The 17,675-nt window shown below is 33.7% G+C and carries 13 protein-coding genes; 10 read left to right on the forward strand and 3 right to left on the reverse strand.

Annotation, left to right across the window (positions count from 1 at the left end):
• Positions 1-68: 68 nt before the first annotated feature.
• A complete protein-coding gene (gene pfkA, locus FLA105534_RS21035) occupies positions 69-1,055 on the reverse strand; it encodes a 6-phosphofructokinase (RefSeq protein WP_017497661.1) in 987 nt (328 codons plus the stop codon).
• A gap of 311 nt (positions 1,056-1,366) precedes the next feature.
• Positions 1,367-5,857, reverse strand: coding sequence for a translocation/assembly module TamB domain-containing protein (locus FLA105534_RS21040; RefSeq protein WP_246253285.1), 4,491 nt, complete (start codon positions 5,855-5,857; stop codon positions 1,367-1,369).
• A 206-nt stretch (positions 5,858-6,063) separates the two neighbouring features.
• On the opposite strand from FLA105534_RS21040, the gene tsaD reads away from it, so the two are divergent.
• From tsaD to FLA105534_RS21080, 8 genes are all read left to right on the forward strand, one after another.
• Positions 6,064-7,086, forward strand: a complete 1,023-nt coding sequence (gene tsaD, locus FLA105534_RS21045) for a tRNA (adenosine(37)-N6)-threonylcarbamoyltransferase complex transferase subunit TsaD (protein WP_173968049.1) — start codon at positions 6,064-6,066, stop codon at positions 7,084-7,086.
• A gap of 2 nt (positions 7,087-7,088) precedes the next feature.
• Positions 7,089-7,796: a 16S rRNA (uracil(1498)-N(3))-methyltransferase gene (locus FLA105534_RS21050; RefSeq protein WP_173968050.1), complete on the forward strand. Its 708-nt coding sequence runs from the start codon at positions 7,089-7,091 to the stop codon at positions 7,794-7,796.
• Positions 7,797-7,958: 162 nt separating this feature from the next.
• On the forward strand, positions 7,959-8,597 hold the full coding sequence (locus FLA105534_RS21055; RefSeq protein ID WP_173968051.1) for a DUF4159 domain-containing protein: 639 nt from the start codon (positions 7,959-7,961) through the stop codon (positions 8,595-8,597).
• A gap of 10 nt (positions 8,598-8,607) precedes the next feature.
• Entirely contained in the window at positions 8,608-9,105 is a 498-nt protein-coding gene (locus FLA105534_RS21060; RefSeq protein WP_173968052.1) for a TrmH family RNA methyltransferase, read from the forward strand.
• 459 nt (positions 9,106-9,564) lie between these two features.
• Positions 9,565-10,515 (forward strand): zinc metalloprotease, encoded by a 951-nt coding sequence (locus FLA105534_RS21065; protein ID WP_173968053.1) that lies wholly within the window; start codon positions 9,565-9,567, stop codon positions 10,513-10,515.
• 114 nt (positions 10,516-10,629) lie between these two features.
• Positions 10,630-11,721, forward strand: a complete 1,092-nt coding sequence (locus FLA105534_RS21070; RefSeq protein WP_173968054.1) for an AI-2E family transporter — start codon at positions 10,630-10,632, stop codon at positions 11,719-11,721.
• A gap of 2 nt (positions 11,722-11,723) precedes the next feature.
• Positions 11,724-12,905: a THUMP-like domain-containing protein gene (locus FLA105534_RS21075; RefSeq protein ID WP_173968055.1), complete on the forward strand. Its 1,182-nt coding sequence runs from the start codon at positions 11,724-11,726 to the stop codon at positions 12,903-12,905.
• Between the two features lie 2 nt (positions 12,906-12,907).
• The gene (locus FLA105534_RS21080) at positions 12,908-13,474 is read left to right on the forward strand and encodes a hypothetical protein (protein WP_173968056.1); all 567 of its coding nucleotides are present in this window, start codon (positions 12,908-12,910) and stop codon (positions 13,472-13,474) included.
• On the opposite strand, the gene FLA105534_RS21085 is transcribed toward FLA105534_RS21080, so the two are convergent.
• The gene (locus FLA105534_RS21085) at positions 13,475-14,140 is read right to left on the reverse strand and encodes a M15 family metallopeptidase (RefSeq protein WP_173968057.1); all 666 of its coding nucleotides are present in this window, start codon (positions 14,138-14,140) and stop codon (positions 13,475-13,477) included.
• A gap of 811 nt (positions 14,141-14,951) precedes the next feature.
• Between FLA105534_RS21085 and FLA105534_RS21090 the strand changes: the two genes are divergently transcribed.
• Both FLA105534_RS21090 and FLA105534_RS21095 read left to right on the forward strand, forming a co-directional pair.
• Positions 14,952-15,689, forward strand: a complete 738-nt coding sequence (locus tag FLA105534_RS21090) for a hypothetical protein (RefSeq protein WP_173968058.1) — start codon at positions 14,952-14,954, stop codon at positions 15,687-15,689.
• Between the two features lie 434 nt (positions 15,690-16,123).
• Positions 16,124-17,659, forward strand: coding sequence for a hypothetical protein (locus FLA105534_RS21095; protein ID WP_173968059.1), 1,536 nt, complete (start codon positions 16,124-16,126; stop codon positions 17,657-17,659).
• Positions 17,660-17,675 lie beyond the last annotated feature (16 nt).

A 17,675-nucleotide genomic window follows, 5' to 3' on the forward strand; every position in this document is an offset into this window, starting at 1 on the left:
GTTTTTTATTACACTAATTCAAAGTCTAATTTCCTCACAATAAACTTCTTTCCTTTTTTAAACTTTTTTTATGTCGACATGATATCGGACACTCTCAACAATTCTCGGTCAATTTCAGATTTACCTTTAATTGCTTGTTCAAGAGGTGTCAAAACAACTTTGTCAGCCTGTAAACCAACCATATAATTTGATTTACCTTCTATCAAGGATTCTACCGCTTTTACTCCTAAACGGCTTGCTAAAACACGGTCAAAACAAGATGGAGAACCACCACGCTGCATGTGTCCTAACACAGATACCCTAACATCATACTCAGGCAGGTTGGCTTCAACGTAATCTTTTAATTCGAATACATTTTTACCAATTTTATCTCCTTCAGCAATAACTACTATACTTGATGATTTTCCTGAAGCTTTACTTTTTTGAAGAGAATCCAATAATCGGTCTAAACCTAAATCTTCTTCAGGAATAAGAATTTCTTCGGCACCGGCTCCAATTCCGGCATTAAGAGCAATATGCCCTGCATCTCTACCCATTACCTCTACAAAAAACAGACGGTTATGCGAACTGGCAGTATCTCTAATCTTATCGATACAATCTACAACAGTATTTAGAGCTGTATCGTAACCTAAGGTATGACTGGTTCCGAAAATATCATTATCAATTGTTCCCGGAATTCCCATTACAGGAAAACCATATTCTGAATTAAAAATTAATCCTCCGGTAAAACTTCCATCTCCTCCAATAACAACCAAAGCATCCACTCCGGCTTTTAAAAGATTCTCATGCGCTTTTTTTCTACCTTCCGGGCTTCTAAACTCAACTGAACGAGCCGATTTTAGGATCGTTCCGCCTTTGTTTACAATATTATTTACGCTTCGGGGTCCCATTTCTTTGAAGTCTCCTTCAATCATTCCCTGATACCCTCTATAAATTCCTATGCATTCTATATTATGATAAGCACATGTTCGAACAACTGATCGTATTGCGGCATTCATTCCTGGTGAGTCACCTCCCGATGTTAGAACACCAACTTTTTTTATTGTTTTTGGCATTATTTAAGTATTAAAGTGTAAAATTAGCAAACATTCACCACTTCTTGGGTTATGTTTATAATAAATTAATAAAATATGTTAAATTCAAACGTTTTCGTTAATAAGTTTTTCTTTCACTAAAAATTCATTAACAATAATAAATGTCTCCTATTTTAATTGAATGTTTAAAATTAACAATACATAAATGAAGTGTTATAAAATTTCAGAGCATTCTTCCCTTTTCAAAAAAATAAGCGAACCTCTAAATTTAGCACAAAAAAACCATTCGCAGCAACGAATGGTTTCATATGAGTGTATTTTTAACAAATTTCCTAAAAATCATTATCAGGGATCAATCCTTCATTGTTTATAGGCGGCGGAACTTTTCGTTCTTCCTCTTTTTTCTCTTCTTTCTTTTTATTCTTGTCTTCCTTCTTTTTATTGGAGAAGTTCACAAAGTCCGGATTTAGACTGGAATCCTGTAAATCATTCGAAGAGTTTTTTATAGCTCTTTCCAATTTGTGGTTTTTAAACAGTTTATTGACCAATTCGCTAAAAGTATCAAAGTCGACTTCATACGATATACCCACTCCCTGTGTATAACCAATTCCCTGTCCGATATAATTAATATCATTTTCTTTATTGAACAAACGAAGATTCATTGATCCGTCTTCATTTACCCTATATAATATTTCAATATCTCCTACAATGGCAGACTCGTTAACTCCTCCAACCGGAACTCCAAGTTTTCCATTGATTGTTATTCTTTCATTGATCTGCGAAGATATGTTCGCTACAAACTGTCCATCAGCTTCCTGACCTAATCTTTTGTCTGCCGAAATATAATTTAAGTCGATATTCACCTTATCATTATCCGATTTTATAATACCTCCCAGTAAACTCGAAGCGGTTTCGGTTAATGTTCCAGACAAGTCGCCCTGGCTAAATCCATCTGTACTCATAAACGAACCTGTCGACAATAAATACAAGGCCTGCGTCTGACGAATATCCTTATCATCTAACTTATATTGTATCTCCGATTTAAGGACGTTACTAACAGAAGGGAACTGAATATCAAAATTAGGTTCCGGACTGGCCAAATCTCCACGTAAACCAATTACCACTTCTACCGGTACTTTTTTATTGAATGAAGAGCTGTTATCCAACAATACAGCCGGATTTGCTGTTGTTTTATAAACTGCCTCCAGATTTAGCTGCGCTTTCATAGGGTTTCCTTCCCAAATAATAGACCCGCCTTTCTTAACCGAGAATTTTTTATCAATTAAACCGCCATATTTAAAATTATAAGTTCCTTCATACGCCTGGAAATCTCCCCACATATTAAATTTACCCAGTGTGTTAATTTTAAACAATAACGAACCATATCCTTTTCCTTTCATACCGTGTCCGGAATTTCTATCCAGAATTACTTCTACTTCGGCATCAGGAGTAATATCAAAATCAAACTCCAGTTCCAATCCGTTATAGTTCTTGGTTTTTTCGAGGATTCCATTTGCCAGGTTATACTTTTCCTGTGGCGTTACAAAATGAATCCAGCTGCTTTCTCCAACACTTTGCGCATTGTTAATTGGAATCTTAACCTGAGTCCCCTTTTCTGATTTTGCATCTACCTTTATAAACAGGCTTTCTGTCGGACCTTTAATACTTGCAGTACCATTTATAAATGCGGTACCAAAATAGGCAGCATCTTCACTGTCTTTTGTGTCCAGCGCCAGCAATCGTTTAGAAGTAATCGTTAGATCCAGCTTCCAGTCACCAAAATTATGATGTTCGATACTTCCATTCAGCAAACCTTTTGTTCCGTATTTCGTATCTGTCAGCTGATTGTTTCTGAAAAGGAATTTCTCATCGGTTAAGTCAATTACGGTACGATCACTTAATTCATAATCTGTATTTAGGTAAGGAATCGTCATTCCTGCCTTCTCGACATACAAACGTCCGTTAATTTCAGGCTTTTTTAAATTTCCAACCACCGCTGCGTTTCCAGAAACCGATCCACGAACATTTGATAAAACATCTCCTCCAACGGTTCCTAAAGTAGCCAGATTAAACCCTTCAAGTTTTAAACTTAAATCTAACATGGTCTCTTTGTTCTCTACCGCAAAAGTTCCCTCCGCTTTAAAAGACTCTGTGAACCCGTTTTGAATAGTAGAATTTATTGTAAATTTCTTAAAGCTTTCATCTCCGGCTATATCAAAATTAAGCGTTCCTAAATCTGTTTTATTCAGATTTAGATGGTCAATCACAATCGATGCCGTGGGTTGATAGACATCTTTATTCTGTTTATAATTGACATTTCCATTCAGATTACCATTAAAAACAAACTTGGAATTTAATGGTGTAATTTTATTAATATCAACATCTTCAAAATTCAGCACCAGATCTTTATAGTCCTTCCCTTTTATAACACCATTCAGATCTATTTTCTGATTCTCGTGCGACAATACAATATTCTCAATACTAAAATTTTTAAAATACTGATCAAAAATAATCTGATTGTCTTTCTCCGAATTTTCATTTAAGTACCATAAATAGTCTTTAAATTTCATTTCAGATTTCTTTATCCCTACAATATTGTTTTTGTTTTTATCAATGGTATGATAGAGATCCAGATTAAAATAATCCTCTCCTTTTTCCCCACCTTTAAATTCAGATCTTACAAACAGTGTATCTTTAGCCGTAACGTTAATCAGGTTAAAGTCTCGTATTTTATAATAAGGTGTTTTTATACTGTCTAACTCTACATAAGCATTGTAAAGCGTATTTTTATTATCGATGCTAATTCGAATATTGTCAAAGGTATTTTTTGCAGCAGTAATTTTTTCAGAATTAAATTTAAATTTAAATTCTTGCAGATCCGAATCAATCTTCCCTCGAACGACAGTACTTGAATCAATCTTGATCTCGGGATACAACATTTCAACGATCTTATCATAAACATGGAAGTTGAAACGTAAAAACTGCCCTTTCTTTACCTTGTAAGGTTTATAGTTTGTGTATAAACTTCCCACCGAGTTCATGACCAATTTATCCAATTGTGCAAACTGAAATTTACCCACTATTTCTCCGTTTACTACATCATTAGAACTAATGGTTATGGTGCGGAGTTTATCAGCATCAAAATTCGAATTAACTGAAATCTCATCAAAAACATAAGTATCTTTAGGATTCTGATAAACAGCATCTTTGATCGAGATAGCTCCTTGTAAATTCTCTATCGAATTTCCGGTCACTTCTACAATAACATCACCCCTAAACTGTGAGATAGAATCATCGACAAATTTAAGTTTTCTTAAATCGGCATTGTCTACGTTAATATGAAAATCATAACGGTTTTCGCGTTTACTTAAATCGACCATACCGTCAAACATTAAACTCAAATTAGGGTCATTTATAGAAACCTGACCTTTATAATACGGTAATTTAAAATTCCCGTTGACAACAATATTATTATAGGTGTATTTATTGTAATCTAATTTTGAGATATCTCCTTTTATAATAGTATTAAGGTATTTTTCTGTAAAACCTTTTCCATCTATGTCTACATTTAAAGTCGTCCTGCCAATATCTTTACGATTAAGTACAGCACCTACATTAAAATTATCAAGGATAATATTTCCGGAATACGACGCTTTATCAATAAAATCGATATTGTTCATGTGTAAATCGACCTGTCCGTTACCCAAATCGGTAATCATCTTAAAATCGGTTTCTAAAGCAGTAGTCGAGACTTTTGCCTTTCCAACGATATTAAACCTGCCAATTCGCTGTAATTCTTTTGGAAGTTTTTTACCTAAAATATTCGGCAATAAAACAACCAGATTATCGTAACTCGAAACCAATTTTTCAAACTTACCATCCATTGAAAACTTCTGGGCCTTACTTCCTAAAAGATTTTTGAAGTTAATTGTTCCGAAAATCTTTGAACCATTGGTATCGCTCAATCTAAGACGTCTTAAATTAAGATCATTCAATGTTCCTTTTATCTTTGTCTTAATTTTAAAATGCTGATTTTTTCCTAATCCATCATAAAAATAACGGATATCGTTTGAAGCAATAGAAGCAGAATCCAGCGCTACATCAAATTTAACTTTATCGGTGAAATGGAGGAAATCCTCTATTTTATAATTTAAAATCGCTTTTCCGTAAATAGAGGATCTTTTCGTTTTTATAGCTAAATTTTCAACCTTGATCTGCTTTTTAGTATAAGTGAATTTCCCTGCAAAATTTGAAACATACAAACCACGATGATCCAAAAACGAAAATCGATGAATGTTGGTGTTTACATCCGGTCCGTAGAGCTTAAAATCACTTATATAAGCATTAAGTTTCTTAAAATCGAGAAATCTTGGCGTGGTTTTATTCTCATCAACGACAGAAAAAGCACCTTGAGAAATGTAGGCATTTCTGGCTGTCAAAAGAAAGTGCTTGTTTGATTTGGGCGTTTTTTTCCCCGTTTCAAACAATTTAATAAACTTGTTGATATTGTTCTCGTCTTCGTTTTTATACGTTTTCAAATTAAAAATCATACCCGTCAATCGAAGATCTCCAAAAAGCAAATCACCATCTAATAGTCTTTTAATACTAAGAATATCAGTGGTAATTATATCAGAATAGATTAAAGTCTTCTTATGATGGTCACGAATCAGGACCTTCTTGAGTTTCACACCTCCGAAAATGTTTATAGCTACTTTTTCTACACTAATATCGGTTTTAAAATCAGTGTTTAACGATTCTGTAACATACTTGGCTATTTTTGTCTGAACGACAGGCAAAGCCAGAATGATAGCAAGTGCTAACAAAAGTAAAATTAAACCAATGAGGGTTCGTGATATTATTTTCTTTACTTTTCTGATAGCTGCTTTATTTTAGTTTTCTTTTAAATTTACTTTGAACAGACAAAGAAAGGCTGTTTTTGATAAAAATTCTTTAATTTTGGCTTCTCCTTATAATAAAAGAAAATCAAATATTTGATTTGTCAAATATAATTCAAAATTCGTGCTTTTATATGCAAAATTCAGAGGTTTTTATTCTTGCCATCGAAAGTTCATGCGATGATACTGCTGCCGCGGTTCTACATAACGACAAAGTACTCTCAAATGTTGTGGCCAATCAGTTAATTCACAATCAATATGGAGGTGTGGTTCCTGAATTAGCTTCAAGAGCTCACCAGCAAAATATTGTTCCGGTAATTGATGCCGCACTTCGTAAGGCAAATGTACAAAAAGATCAATTAACAGCGATTGCTTTTACACAAGGTCCGGGTCTAATGGGGTCTTTATTAGTGGGCAGTTCTTTTAGTAAATCGTTAGCGTTAGCTTTAAAAATTCCGTTAATCGCTGTAAATCATATGCATGCGCATATTTTGGCACATTTTATAGACGAAGAAGGTTTTGATAAACCGGAATTTCCTTTTCTGGCGCTGACCATTAGTGGAGGTCATACTCAAATTGTTAAGGTAAATGGTTTTTTTGATATGGAAATTATCGGAGAAACTACTGATGATGCTGTTGGTGAAGCTTTTGACAAAAGCGCTAAAATTCTCGGACTCCCCTATCCGGGCGGACCGCTTATTGATAAATATGCAAAATTAGGAAATCCAAAAGCTTTTGCGTTTACCAAACCTAAAGTACCGGGACTTGATTTTAGTTTCTCAGGACTAAAAACGGCCATTTTATATTTCATTCAAAAGAAGAAATTGGAGAATCCGAATTTTATTGAAGAAAACCTGAATGACATTTGCGCTTCTATTCAATATACGATTATCGAAATTTTGATGGATAAATTGAAATTAGCGGTAAAAGAAACCGGAATCAAACAAATTGCGATTGGCGGAGGGGTTTCGGCCAATTCAGGCATCAGAACCCGATTAAAAGAAAGTGAAGGGAAATACGGTTGGAAAACTTTCGTTCCAAAATTTGAGTACACTACAGACAATGCTGCAATGATAGGAATTGTAGGTTATCAAAAATATTTATCAAGTCGTTTTGAAACTTCAGCAGTTGTTTCGAAAGCGCGAATCCAATTTTAATTATGCAATTATTTTACAATCCAGATATTGATGAATCTACAGAACGTTTTTCTTTCGATAAAGAAGAAAGCCGTCATATCATAAAGGTTTTACGCAAAAAAGATTCCGATATCTTACACGTAACAAATGGTTCAGGCTTATTGTTTGAAACAGAGATTACTTTAGCCTCAGACAATAAATGTATTGTAGAGGTCCTTTCTATCACAAAATCGCCGGCTCCAAAATTCAAACTGCATCTTGCGGTTGCTCCAACCAAGATGAACGATCGTTTTGAATGGTTTTTGGAAAAAGCAACAGAAATAGGAATCCAGGAGATCACACCTGTCTTTTGCGATCGTTCGGAACGAAAAGTAATCAATCCGGAACGTTTTGAAAAGATAATCTTATCGGCAATGAAACAATCCAATGAGACCTTTTTACCAAAACTGAATGACGCTATTTCGTTTAAGGAGTTCATCAAACAAAAAAACGAAGGATTACAATTGATAGCGCACTGTGAAGAAACAGATAAAAAATCTTTAAAAGAAGTTTTAAAACCTAATGAAAGTGTTACCCTGCTTATTGGTCCTGAAGGAGATTTTTCTGAAAAAGAAATTGCACTGGCTTTAGAACATAACTTTCAGCCTGTTGCTTTAGGAAATACGCGATTGCGAACTGAAACGGCTGCAATTGTAGCTTGTCATAGTGTTGTTTTTTTTAATGAAGTTTAATAATCCGCGAGTTTTGTCATTTCGACAAAGGAGAAATTTCCGTCAGAAACTTTGTCTAGAAAATCACCAATCTTTGTCGAGCTACTCGTGAAGATTTCTCCTTTGTCGAAATGACAAGGGAGACTTTTAATAAAAGTTAAACGACTAGCTAAATACAATCCTATGAAAAAAATATTTCTCTTATTACTATTGGTTTCTGTTTCTTCTTTTTCGCAGGAGATTGCACTGCTAAAATATAGTGGTGGTGGCGATTGGTATGCAAATCCAACATCATTGCCTAATTTAATAAAGTTTTGCAATGCCAACATAAACACCCGAATAAAAGCAAAACCTTCGACAGTAGAACCTAGCAATCCGGATTTGCTTTCTTATCCGTTTGTTCACATGACGGGACATGGAAATGTTGTTTTTAGTGATGCCGATGTAAGCAATCTTAGAAATTATTTAAATGGCGGCGGTTTTCTTCATATTGATGATAATTACGGAATGGATCAATACATTCGAAAAGAGATTAAAAAAATATTTCCGAACAATAATTTAATCGAAATTCCGGCTAACCATCCCATATTTCAAAAACCGTATCCCTTTCCGAATGGTTTGCCCAAAATTCACGAACACGACGGGACTCGTGCGCAGGCCTTTGGTATTTTTATAGAAAACAAATTAGTACTATTATATACTTACGAATGTGACTTGGGTGATGGCTGGGAAGACCCTGAAGTACATAATGACCCTGCCGCCGTTAGAGATAAAGCCCTGAAAATGGGTGCCAACATTATCAATTATATTTTTACCAATTAAATTTTAAAAAGTGCAGCTTACTCACGAAGAAAATCAATTTGAAAGAAAAACATTTCCGATAACATTAGTTTGTGATCACATTTATTTTCAACAGAATATTGGTTCTCTTTTTAGAATCAGTGAGGCATTTGGGGTGGAGAATATTATTTTTTTAGGAAAAGATATTCCATTGACTCCCCGAAAAATCAACAAAACTTCTCGAAGCACTCATCTTCACGTAGCCCATACCATAATTGAGGAAACAGCCGACCTTGCTGACTACCTGCTTCAAAATAATTTTGAGGTTATTGCTTTAGAAATCACGAGTAATAGTAAACCCTTAAAAGAAGTAGTACTTCCTGACAATCAAAAAATTGCACTTTTAATTGGAAGTGAAATCAATGGAATATCAGAAGAACTTTTAAAAATTTCGGACCAAATTGTGCACATAAATATGTTTGGAAAAAACAGTAGTATGAATGTTGTACAAGCGGCGAGTATTGCGCTTTATGAGATTACCTCTTTTTAAACTTTTTCACATTTTAATAGTAAGTATACAACTTATCATGATTTCACCTTTTGTTGTTTCTTCTGGATTTGCTTCAAATGAAGAAACACCAGGAATTACTTTTTAACACGTAAAACAACAGTCGGATGGAATTCCGTGATTAATTAGACCCAAAATTACCATTAATTTAACAGTTATTCTTACATATAAATACGTAATAAGATTTCACTTCGTAATATTTGTCACAAAAATCTTCCATAAAGAACAAAAATCGACATAATAACATTCTCAAAAACAACATTGTACGAATTTACTTCTTAATAATTTTAGTCATTTTTTTGTAAGAACTAGATTATACAAGGGATTGTAAAATTCTCACAAATAATATATTGTAATTATTTTGTTACAATAATTATTTTGTTATAAAATTGCAATATAATTAACCAAAGCAAATTTTTTATAACAAAAACCCAAGTTATTATGAAAAAAATCATTATTACTGCATTCACAGCATTAGTGCTGTTTTCTTGTCAAAACGACCAATCAGAATCTACAGATTCAAAAGTTGATGCCATTGCACATCGCGGATGCGCAAGCCAGGAAGTTCTAGAAGCTCAACTGAAAGCTGATCCTACCTTAGCAATCAGAATGAACGAAATTGAAGCTTTTACTGAAAATGCGATCCTGACAAAGCGTCTTGTAAACGGTAAGGTTGAAATCCCGGTCGTAGTGAATGTTCTTTACAGAACTGCAGCTGAAAACATTTCTAATGCACAAATCCAAACTCAAATCGACGTATTAAACAAAGATTTCAATGCATTAAATTCAGATTACAATAGTGTACCGGCTCTTTTTGCAGGTGTAAAAGCGAATGTAGGAATTACATTTGTTTTAGATCAGGTAATTAGAAAATCGACTACCAAAACTTCATGGGGAACAAATGACGCCATGAAAAAAACAGCTCAGGGCGGTATTGCACCAACTTCACCAACTACTAAACTTAATCTATGGTCTTGCACAATAGGTGGAGGAATTTTAGGATATGCTCAATTTCCTGGAGGAGCTGCTGCTACTGACGGAGTTGTAATTGATTCGAAATATTTAGGTTTATCAGGTGCTGCTAATGCTCCGTTCAACTTAGGAAGAACAGCAACTCACGAAGTAGGTCACTGGATGAACTTACGTCATATCTGGGGAGATGCTACTTGTGGAAGCGATGGCGTTGCTGATACTCCAACTCACAATACAGCAAATTACGGTGTACCTGCATATCCTCACTATAGCACTTGTTCAGGAACTCCTGTTGAAATGACAATGAACTATATGGATTATGTAGACGACAATGCTATGTACATGTTCTCACAAGGACAAAAAAGCAAAATGGCTGCTGTATTTGTTACAGGAGGTCCAAGAGCAGCTTTTGGAATCTAACAAAAAACAAGAATAAAAGACAAACTGAAAAGCGGGATGGCAACATCCCGCTTTTTTTTGTTTCCCTATAAATTTAAAATGCTTTTTCCTATATTTATCCTCTAAAACCGAATCATGATAACATCGAAAATTATTTCAAACGGAATTTTAAGAGCTTTAACTACAATCCTGGTTATTGTAGCTATTTTATACTTTCTATATCAAATTCAGACTGTAATTGTCTATCTGTGTATTTCGTTGCTATTGTGTTTAATTGCAAATCCATTAATACAATTTTTAAAAAATAAATTAAAGTTCAGTAATTCTTTAGCAGCTTCTACAGCGCTAGTTTTATTCATACTTGCCATAGTTGGATTTATATTATTATTTGTTCCGTTAATCATTTCACAAGCCAATAATCTATCGCTGCTGGACACTCAAAATCTGCAACAGCAATTTCTGGAAACAGAACGAACTATTGAAGCCTACTTTAATATTCAACATCTTGATTTAAATAAAGTTTTAAAAGAATCTAAAATAACATCGATAATCGATTTCAGCTACTTTACAGGTTTTCTAAATTCAATTATAGGCTTCATGGCGAATATCGGAATGGGACTGGTTTCTGTATTCTTCATCACCTTTTTCTTTATCAAAGATCAGGATGCTTTTAAAGTTAGTGCAAGAAGAATTCTTCCTGACACCAATGAAGACAAAATCTTAAATTCGATCACTAAAATCAACCATTTCCTGACCCGCTATTTTATAGGTCTCTTATTGCAATTAACGGTTGTATTTATTCTGTATTTAATTGTTTTAATGATATTTGGAAATAAAAATGCCTTTGTAATTGCTTTTTTATGTGCCATTTTGAATGTTATACCTTATATAGGACCGATTATAGGAACTATACTGGCGGGAATTTTAACCATGATTAGTATGATTGGAAGTGATTTTCAATCCGAAATACTTCCCAAAACAATCTATGTAATCATCGGGTTTTTATTGGTTCAGGCCATTGATAATAACATCAGCCAGCCTATAATTTCATCAAAAAGCGTAAATTCGCACCCGTTAGAAATATTCCTGGTTACTTTAATCAGCGGAATTACTTTTGGAATTGTCGGGATGATTATTGCTATTCCGGTGTTTACTATGGTGAAAGTAATTTTAAAGGAATTTTTTCCTAACAACAAAATTGTCTCTGTATTAACCGAAAGAATTTAACATTGAATACTGCTATTTTAAATCAAAGCATTCAGGAATTCATAACTCAAAATAGTGGTGTCCCAATTACAAAATTAGCGCTTCAGAAAAATCCGTTTCCTGAAATCGACTGGATCGTAATTTTGAATCAAATTGAAGCAAAATCAAAAGCAAAAGACAAGCTGCCCACCTGGTTTGAGACCGCAAACATTATTTATCCCACTAAGATATCCGTTGAACAGACTTCATCTGAAAAAACTGCGGCTTATAAGGCTTCTTTAATTTCGGGCGAAAGTCTAATTGATCTTACAGGAGGTTTTGGTGTAGACGATTATTATTTCTCCAAAAAATTCAAAAGCGTGGCTCATTGTGAAATAAACGAAGAGCTATCAGCCATTGTCAAGCATAATTTTGAGCAGCTAGGAGTCAAAAATTGTACTTTCTATGCCGGTGATTCTACTTCTGTTTTAAATCATTCTGATCAAAAATGGGATTGGATTTATATTGATCCATCCCGCAGGAATGATTCCAAAGGCAAAGTTTTCATGTTGAAAGACTGCTTACCCAATGTTCCCGATTTACTCGACTTTTACTTTGAAAAAACAGATTCTGTTTTAATAAAAACAGCTCCCTTACTAGATCTTTCCGCCGGATTATCAGAACTCCAATTTGTGAAAAACATTCACATTATTGCACTTGAAAACGAGGTAAAAGAATTACTATTTGAGATCCACAATCGTTATGCTGGTGAAATCACAATAAAAACGGCTAATATTCTAAAAGATAAAATAGAAACTTTCGAATTTATTCTGGGCAATGAAACCGTTATCCCTTCTTACAACCTTCCTCAGAAATATATTTATGAGTCCAATTCGGCTATAATGAAATCAGGAGGATTCGATGAAGTAAGTAGTATTTTTAAGATTGCTAAACTTCACAAACACTCACATTTATATACTTCCGAAGCTTTAATAGATTTTCCGGGGCGACGTTTTGAAATCGAAAAGGTAATCCCTTACAGCAAAAATGATATGAAAACCGAACTTGTCAATCAGCAGGCGAATATCACTACGCGAAACTTTCCGGACACGGTGGAAAATATTCGAAAAAAATGGAAAATAAAAAATGGCGGAAATTTGTATTGTTTTTTTACAACCGATAAAAATGATAACAAAATAGTTTTAATTTGCAGAAAAATAACTTAAAAATGAAACAACTAATTACACTAACCTTTTTCTTATTAACCTTTACTGCCTTTGCACAAAAACCATGCGAATACAGTACAAATGTAACCGACTCAATAGGCAGCTACAAAGTAACCAACGAATACATGGTTAGCGAAAAATACTTTGGAGGAACATTTGATTATGTTTTCTTCGCCTTGGCACAAACTGATGGTTTACCGACTTTAAATTTACAGCTTATCCAAAAAAGTAAAGACTTTATAAAAGCAAACTGCTTTGATAAAAACTCAAAAATCTTTTTACAATTAGAAAATGGAAAAATAGTAACGCTGATTCATATCGACAAAGAAAATTGCGGTACACTTCTTCACGATGAAAAAGGTTTTGACAATAGAATTAATACCGGAATTTTTATGTTCATGAAAGACAACTTCGAAGATCTTAAGAAATCTCCCATTTCGATTATGCGAATAAAATACCTGACCAAAGTAGAAGATTATATTGTAAAAAGAGATTTAACCTCCGAATTAAATGGTAAACTTTACCATCCGAATACTTATTTCATGGAAAACATAAGATGCGTTGAATAATTAATCGCATTTCCACTTTTGGTTGGATACTTTATCATTTAAACCTGTCTTTAAGTTATAATGCCACCACTCCGAATCAAAAGAATTGAATCCGTTTTTTATCATCACACTTTTCAAATATTTTCGATTTGCTCTAACCGACACAGGAAATTTTTTATAATTATGACTGGCCTGAATGCCAAAGAAATCAAAATTAGTTCCCATTTCCAGTTCCTCACCCTTAGCATTGACTAAAGTAATATCAACGGCTCCTCCTTTATTATGGATGGAGCCTTTTTTTGGATCAGCCACATACTCCGGATTCGACACAATCTCCCACATTTTTTTCTGGATGGATAAAGGTCTGTAACAATCAAAAAGTTTTATTTTACATCCATTCTTCATAAAATCATGATTCGCCGCTATTAGAGCTTTCACAGTCTTATAACGCAACAAACATTCGGCACAATCGTAAACTTTGGCCTTCAAAAAATTATCTTCAGTAGCGTACTTCATATCATAGACGAAATCCTTACTGTAATCTCTTAGGTTTACAAAAGTAGTATCGGCAATTTCGTCTCTGTCCTCAGAGGAATGGGTTTCATTTTGAGCATTCGAAGAAAACGCACAAAAGAAAAGACTAAAAAGAAGTAATAATGTACGAGATAAAGACAGTTGCTTTTTCATGGTTCTATAAATTGAAAGAAGTAAATATAAACAAAACCATTTAAGGTAATAGAATCTATATTCTAAATCTCACCAGTTCTCATAATATTTTCCTTTGCTCCTTTGCCTTTTGGCACTTAAAAATGTGACCTTACAGCATAATAAAATGGATAAGAAGTATAAGGAAGATTGTAGTCCGCAACATAACGTTTTATAATTGAAATTCTATCCGGATAATAGGTATGTTTGAGCGATTTAATAATTTTGAAGTGATAAAAAATGAGTTTTGTAAAATAGTTTCGTTCACTTCTGTGTGCGTCTTTTAAAAAAATCATCAGTATCGGTTTTGAGATAAACCGGGCGTTGTAATTTTTTCAGAACAGGTATTACCCGAAATTCTTATAACAAATTTAACACAAACACAAATGACTGACAACCAATAATTTGAATGTATGTGTTTTTTCTTCGACCTAAATAGATGTCTTCCTCCTATTTACTCGATTAACTCAAAAATTAACCTTTGTAGCGATAAAAAAACATAAAAATTTAACTTACCATCCTTTTAAAAAAAACGTAACTAAATACAAATCAGTCAATTTAATTCCTAGCTCTTCCATTTATCCTATAAATTAGTATGCGATAATTTCCACAATTTTTTTATGGCAACTTGTATAAAATCAGTTCTAAACTGTAATGCTTGCTATAATTTGCCATTTCTAAAAAAACGCATTGGAAAGCTTAAAATCCTTATATTTACTTTTTACCTAGCCGAATAACACTATGGACACAATCTATTCCTACTGTTATGCTAGTTCATAATTAAGCAGTCAAGATGGAGAAATATACCGCAAAAACTACCCCTTTAACCCCGGACGAAAATCCAATATGGGATAGTAAGATAAAGAAAGCCGATTTATTACCAGATCCCCAATCCCGTTTAGATTCTGTTTGGATGAAAGAAAGGCCTCTTTCTGATTCCGGCATTCCATTTAGAGATCAGACAGATGTTTCCAGTAAGAAAAAAAGTATTGGCCAGCTTATCGATAAACTCGACGTGGAAACCAATATTAGATATCAAAGGACAGTAGAAGATACCTACTGTAATGTATACTCTTATGATTATTGCTATTTCAGTGGTGTCTATCTTCCAACTGTTTGGTGGACTGATGGCGCACTCGAAAAAATAGCGCAGGGAAAAGAAGTGGAAGCTGTTTTTGAGCAAACGGTTGAGCGTATTTACTCCAGTGCCATACACGATTGGTTTCTAAAATGGGGACCTCAATTTGGCTGGAAAAGAATGTTTACTCCCGAAGAAATTCAAAACGAAGTAAATACCAATGGTGGAATTGGAATAATTTGCGCCAAAAGAAAAGAAAAAGGACTATCTGGTCATATCGTTCCCGTTGTTCCTGAAACAAATTCGAATCTGGCTTATCGGGAGAATGGTGTCGTCCTATATCCCCTGCAATCACAGGCAGGAAAGCTAAATTATAATTATTTTTCAGAAGTTAGAAAAGATTGGTGGAAGGACGAATTATACTCCTCATACGTGTTTTATTACCATGAATAAATAAAAAGAATACCTTCAATTCTCCACACAATCAAATATTACTGATTTACAACCTTTTAACTGTTTGGAAATAAGATAATAAAGAACTACTTTCGCAGTCTGAAAAAAACAGAAATCGCAAGAGTTGTAATTCGGCTATATACCTACTTAAATCATTGACAAAAAGACAATTAACAAGAATCGTAATTTTATACCCTCATTATAAAATTATTAAATCAATTTTTCAATCGATACAAGTGTACAATTTCCCAGACTACTATTAATTCATACAATTTTAAAAATACAATAAAGTTTTTTTAATGGATGCAAACAATACTGCATTATCCGTTAAAAGATCTTACGACTCAGAATTTCAGTAGATGAACTTCTTGTTTTTGAATAAAAATAATGGCTTTAAAATTTTAAAATAACCTTAAAAAAGAAAATTAGTATAAATGAAAGACAATCAGACAAAAAAATATTATTGGGGAATTGGATTAGAAAACGAAACCTACATGCAATTTGAAGAATCCCTAATAGTTTCTGGTGAATTTATACAACAAAAAATTGGTTTTGAAAAATACAGCATTGATTATAGAAAATGCTACAAACCAGAAAGTTTGGCCCCCGTGCTTAAAAAAGCTTTTAACACAAGTGACAACTATAAAGTGAGCCGAATGATGAACAGTCATTCGTTGGAAAAACTGGACATAAACTATCAGCACAAAACATTGTCGCCTGTAAAATCATTGGTTCATACTGCTGAAGCAAATCCACAACCACTTGAAAATCCTGAATATCTCGGAAAATCTATTATGGAACTTTTCCTTGAAGATCAACCGTATAATATTCAGAGTATGATTACCCAAAGAAACAAAACTATGGGTTCTGTTCATTTTGATGGTGATTCTATAGAATTTGTAACTAAATATTTTGAAAATCGAACAATAGCAGATTCCTGTAAAGAATTAAAGGCGACCAAAAAGTTATTTCTCGATAAAATCAATGACTCAGAGATACTTAATGGTAAATTAAATTTTCCGGATTATAACAATGGTCTTAATATGTTCATGACCAACCAGGAAAATCTCGTTTTGTTTAATAACGGAACGTACCATTTTCATATTACCTTACCTTCGTTAACAAAAGACAGCAGGATCGTCGATTATAGTGATTTTGATAAAACACATGCCAACGCTATTTATTTATTGCAATGGTTTGAGCCCTTTTTTATCGCTACTCTTGGAAGTCCAGATATTATGGGAGTAATAAGCAACACCTACAGCCTGGACAAAAAATTTACTCTGGGTTCTATGAGAAATGCCATGTCACGCTACATTGGTGTAGGAACCTTTAACAAAGCAATGCCTAAAGGTAAAATCTTAACCTATAAAGTCGAAGATTTTAGAAAATTGCTAAAATTTAAAAAAGAAGAAAATATTTGGTGGCGAGATCAGATTGAGACAGAAATGGAGTACGAATTACTTTCGGAAGTGGGTCTGGATTTCAATCAGGAGAAAATGTACCAAAGTGGTTTTGAATTCAGAAGCTTTGACGAATTTCCGGCCGAATACTTAAATGATGTTCTTTTTTCAATAATTCTAATCTGTGAGCATTCCTTAAATCTACCCGATGTCCAATGGGGACACGATAGTGAAATCTGGAATAATTTGGTTTTTAAAACCTTAAAGACTGGTTATTTAACCCAAATTAATGAAGCTGAGAAGAACGAAGTCCTAAACTTATTGCAATTGCTAAATCCATCAGATCTTAATTACAACAAATTAAAATCGGAATTTGAGGCTATCGTAATGCTAGATGAGTTTTTCTTTAAAATCGTGGCTGTGCTTCACGATAAATACAAAGACAACAACATTTGTCTGGATCTCATGTATGGACAAAAAACAAGTTTTCCACCAAAATGGGATAACTTTAATAAATACCAGACCGAAAAACATCTCCAACAAATAGGAGTGTTTATTGAGAATTAAAAGCTGCTTTTTGTTG

Source organism: Flavobacterium collinsii (assembly GCF_902804485.1).
Classification (GTDB): Bacteria; Bacteroidota; Bacteroidia; order Flavobacteriales; family Flavobacteriaceae; genus Flavobacterium; species Flavobacterium collinsii.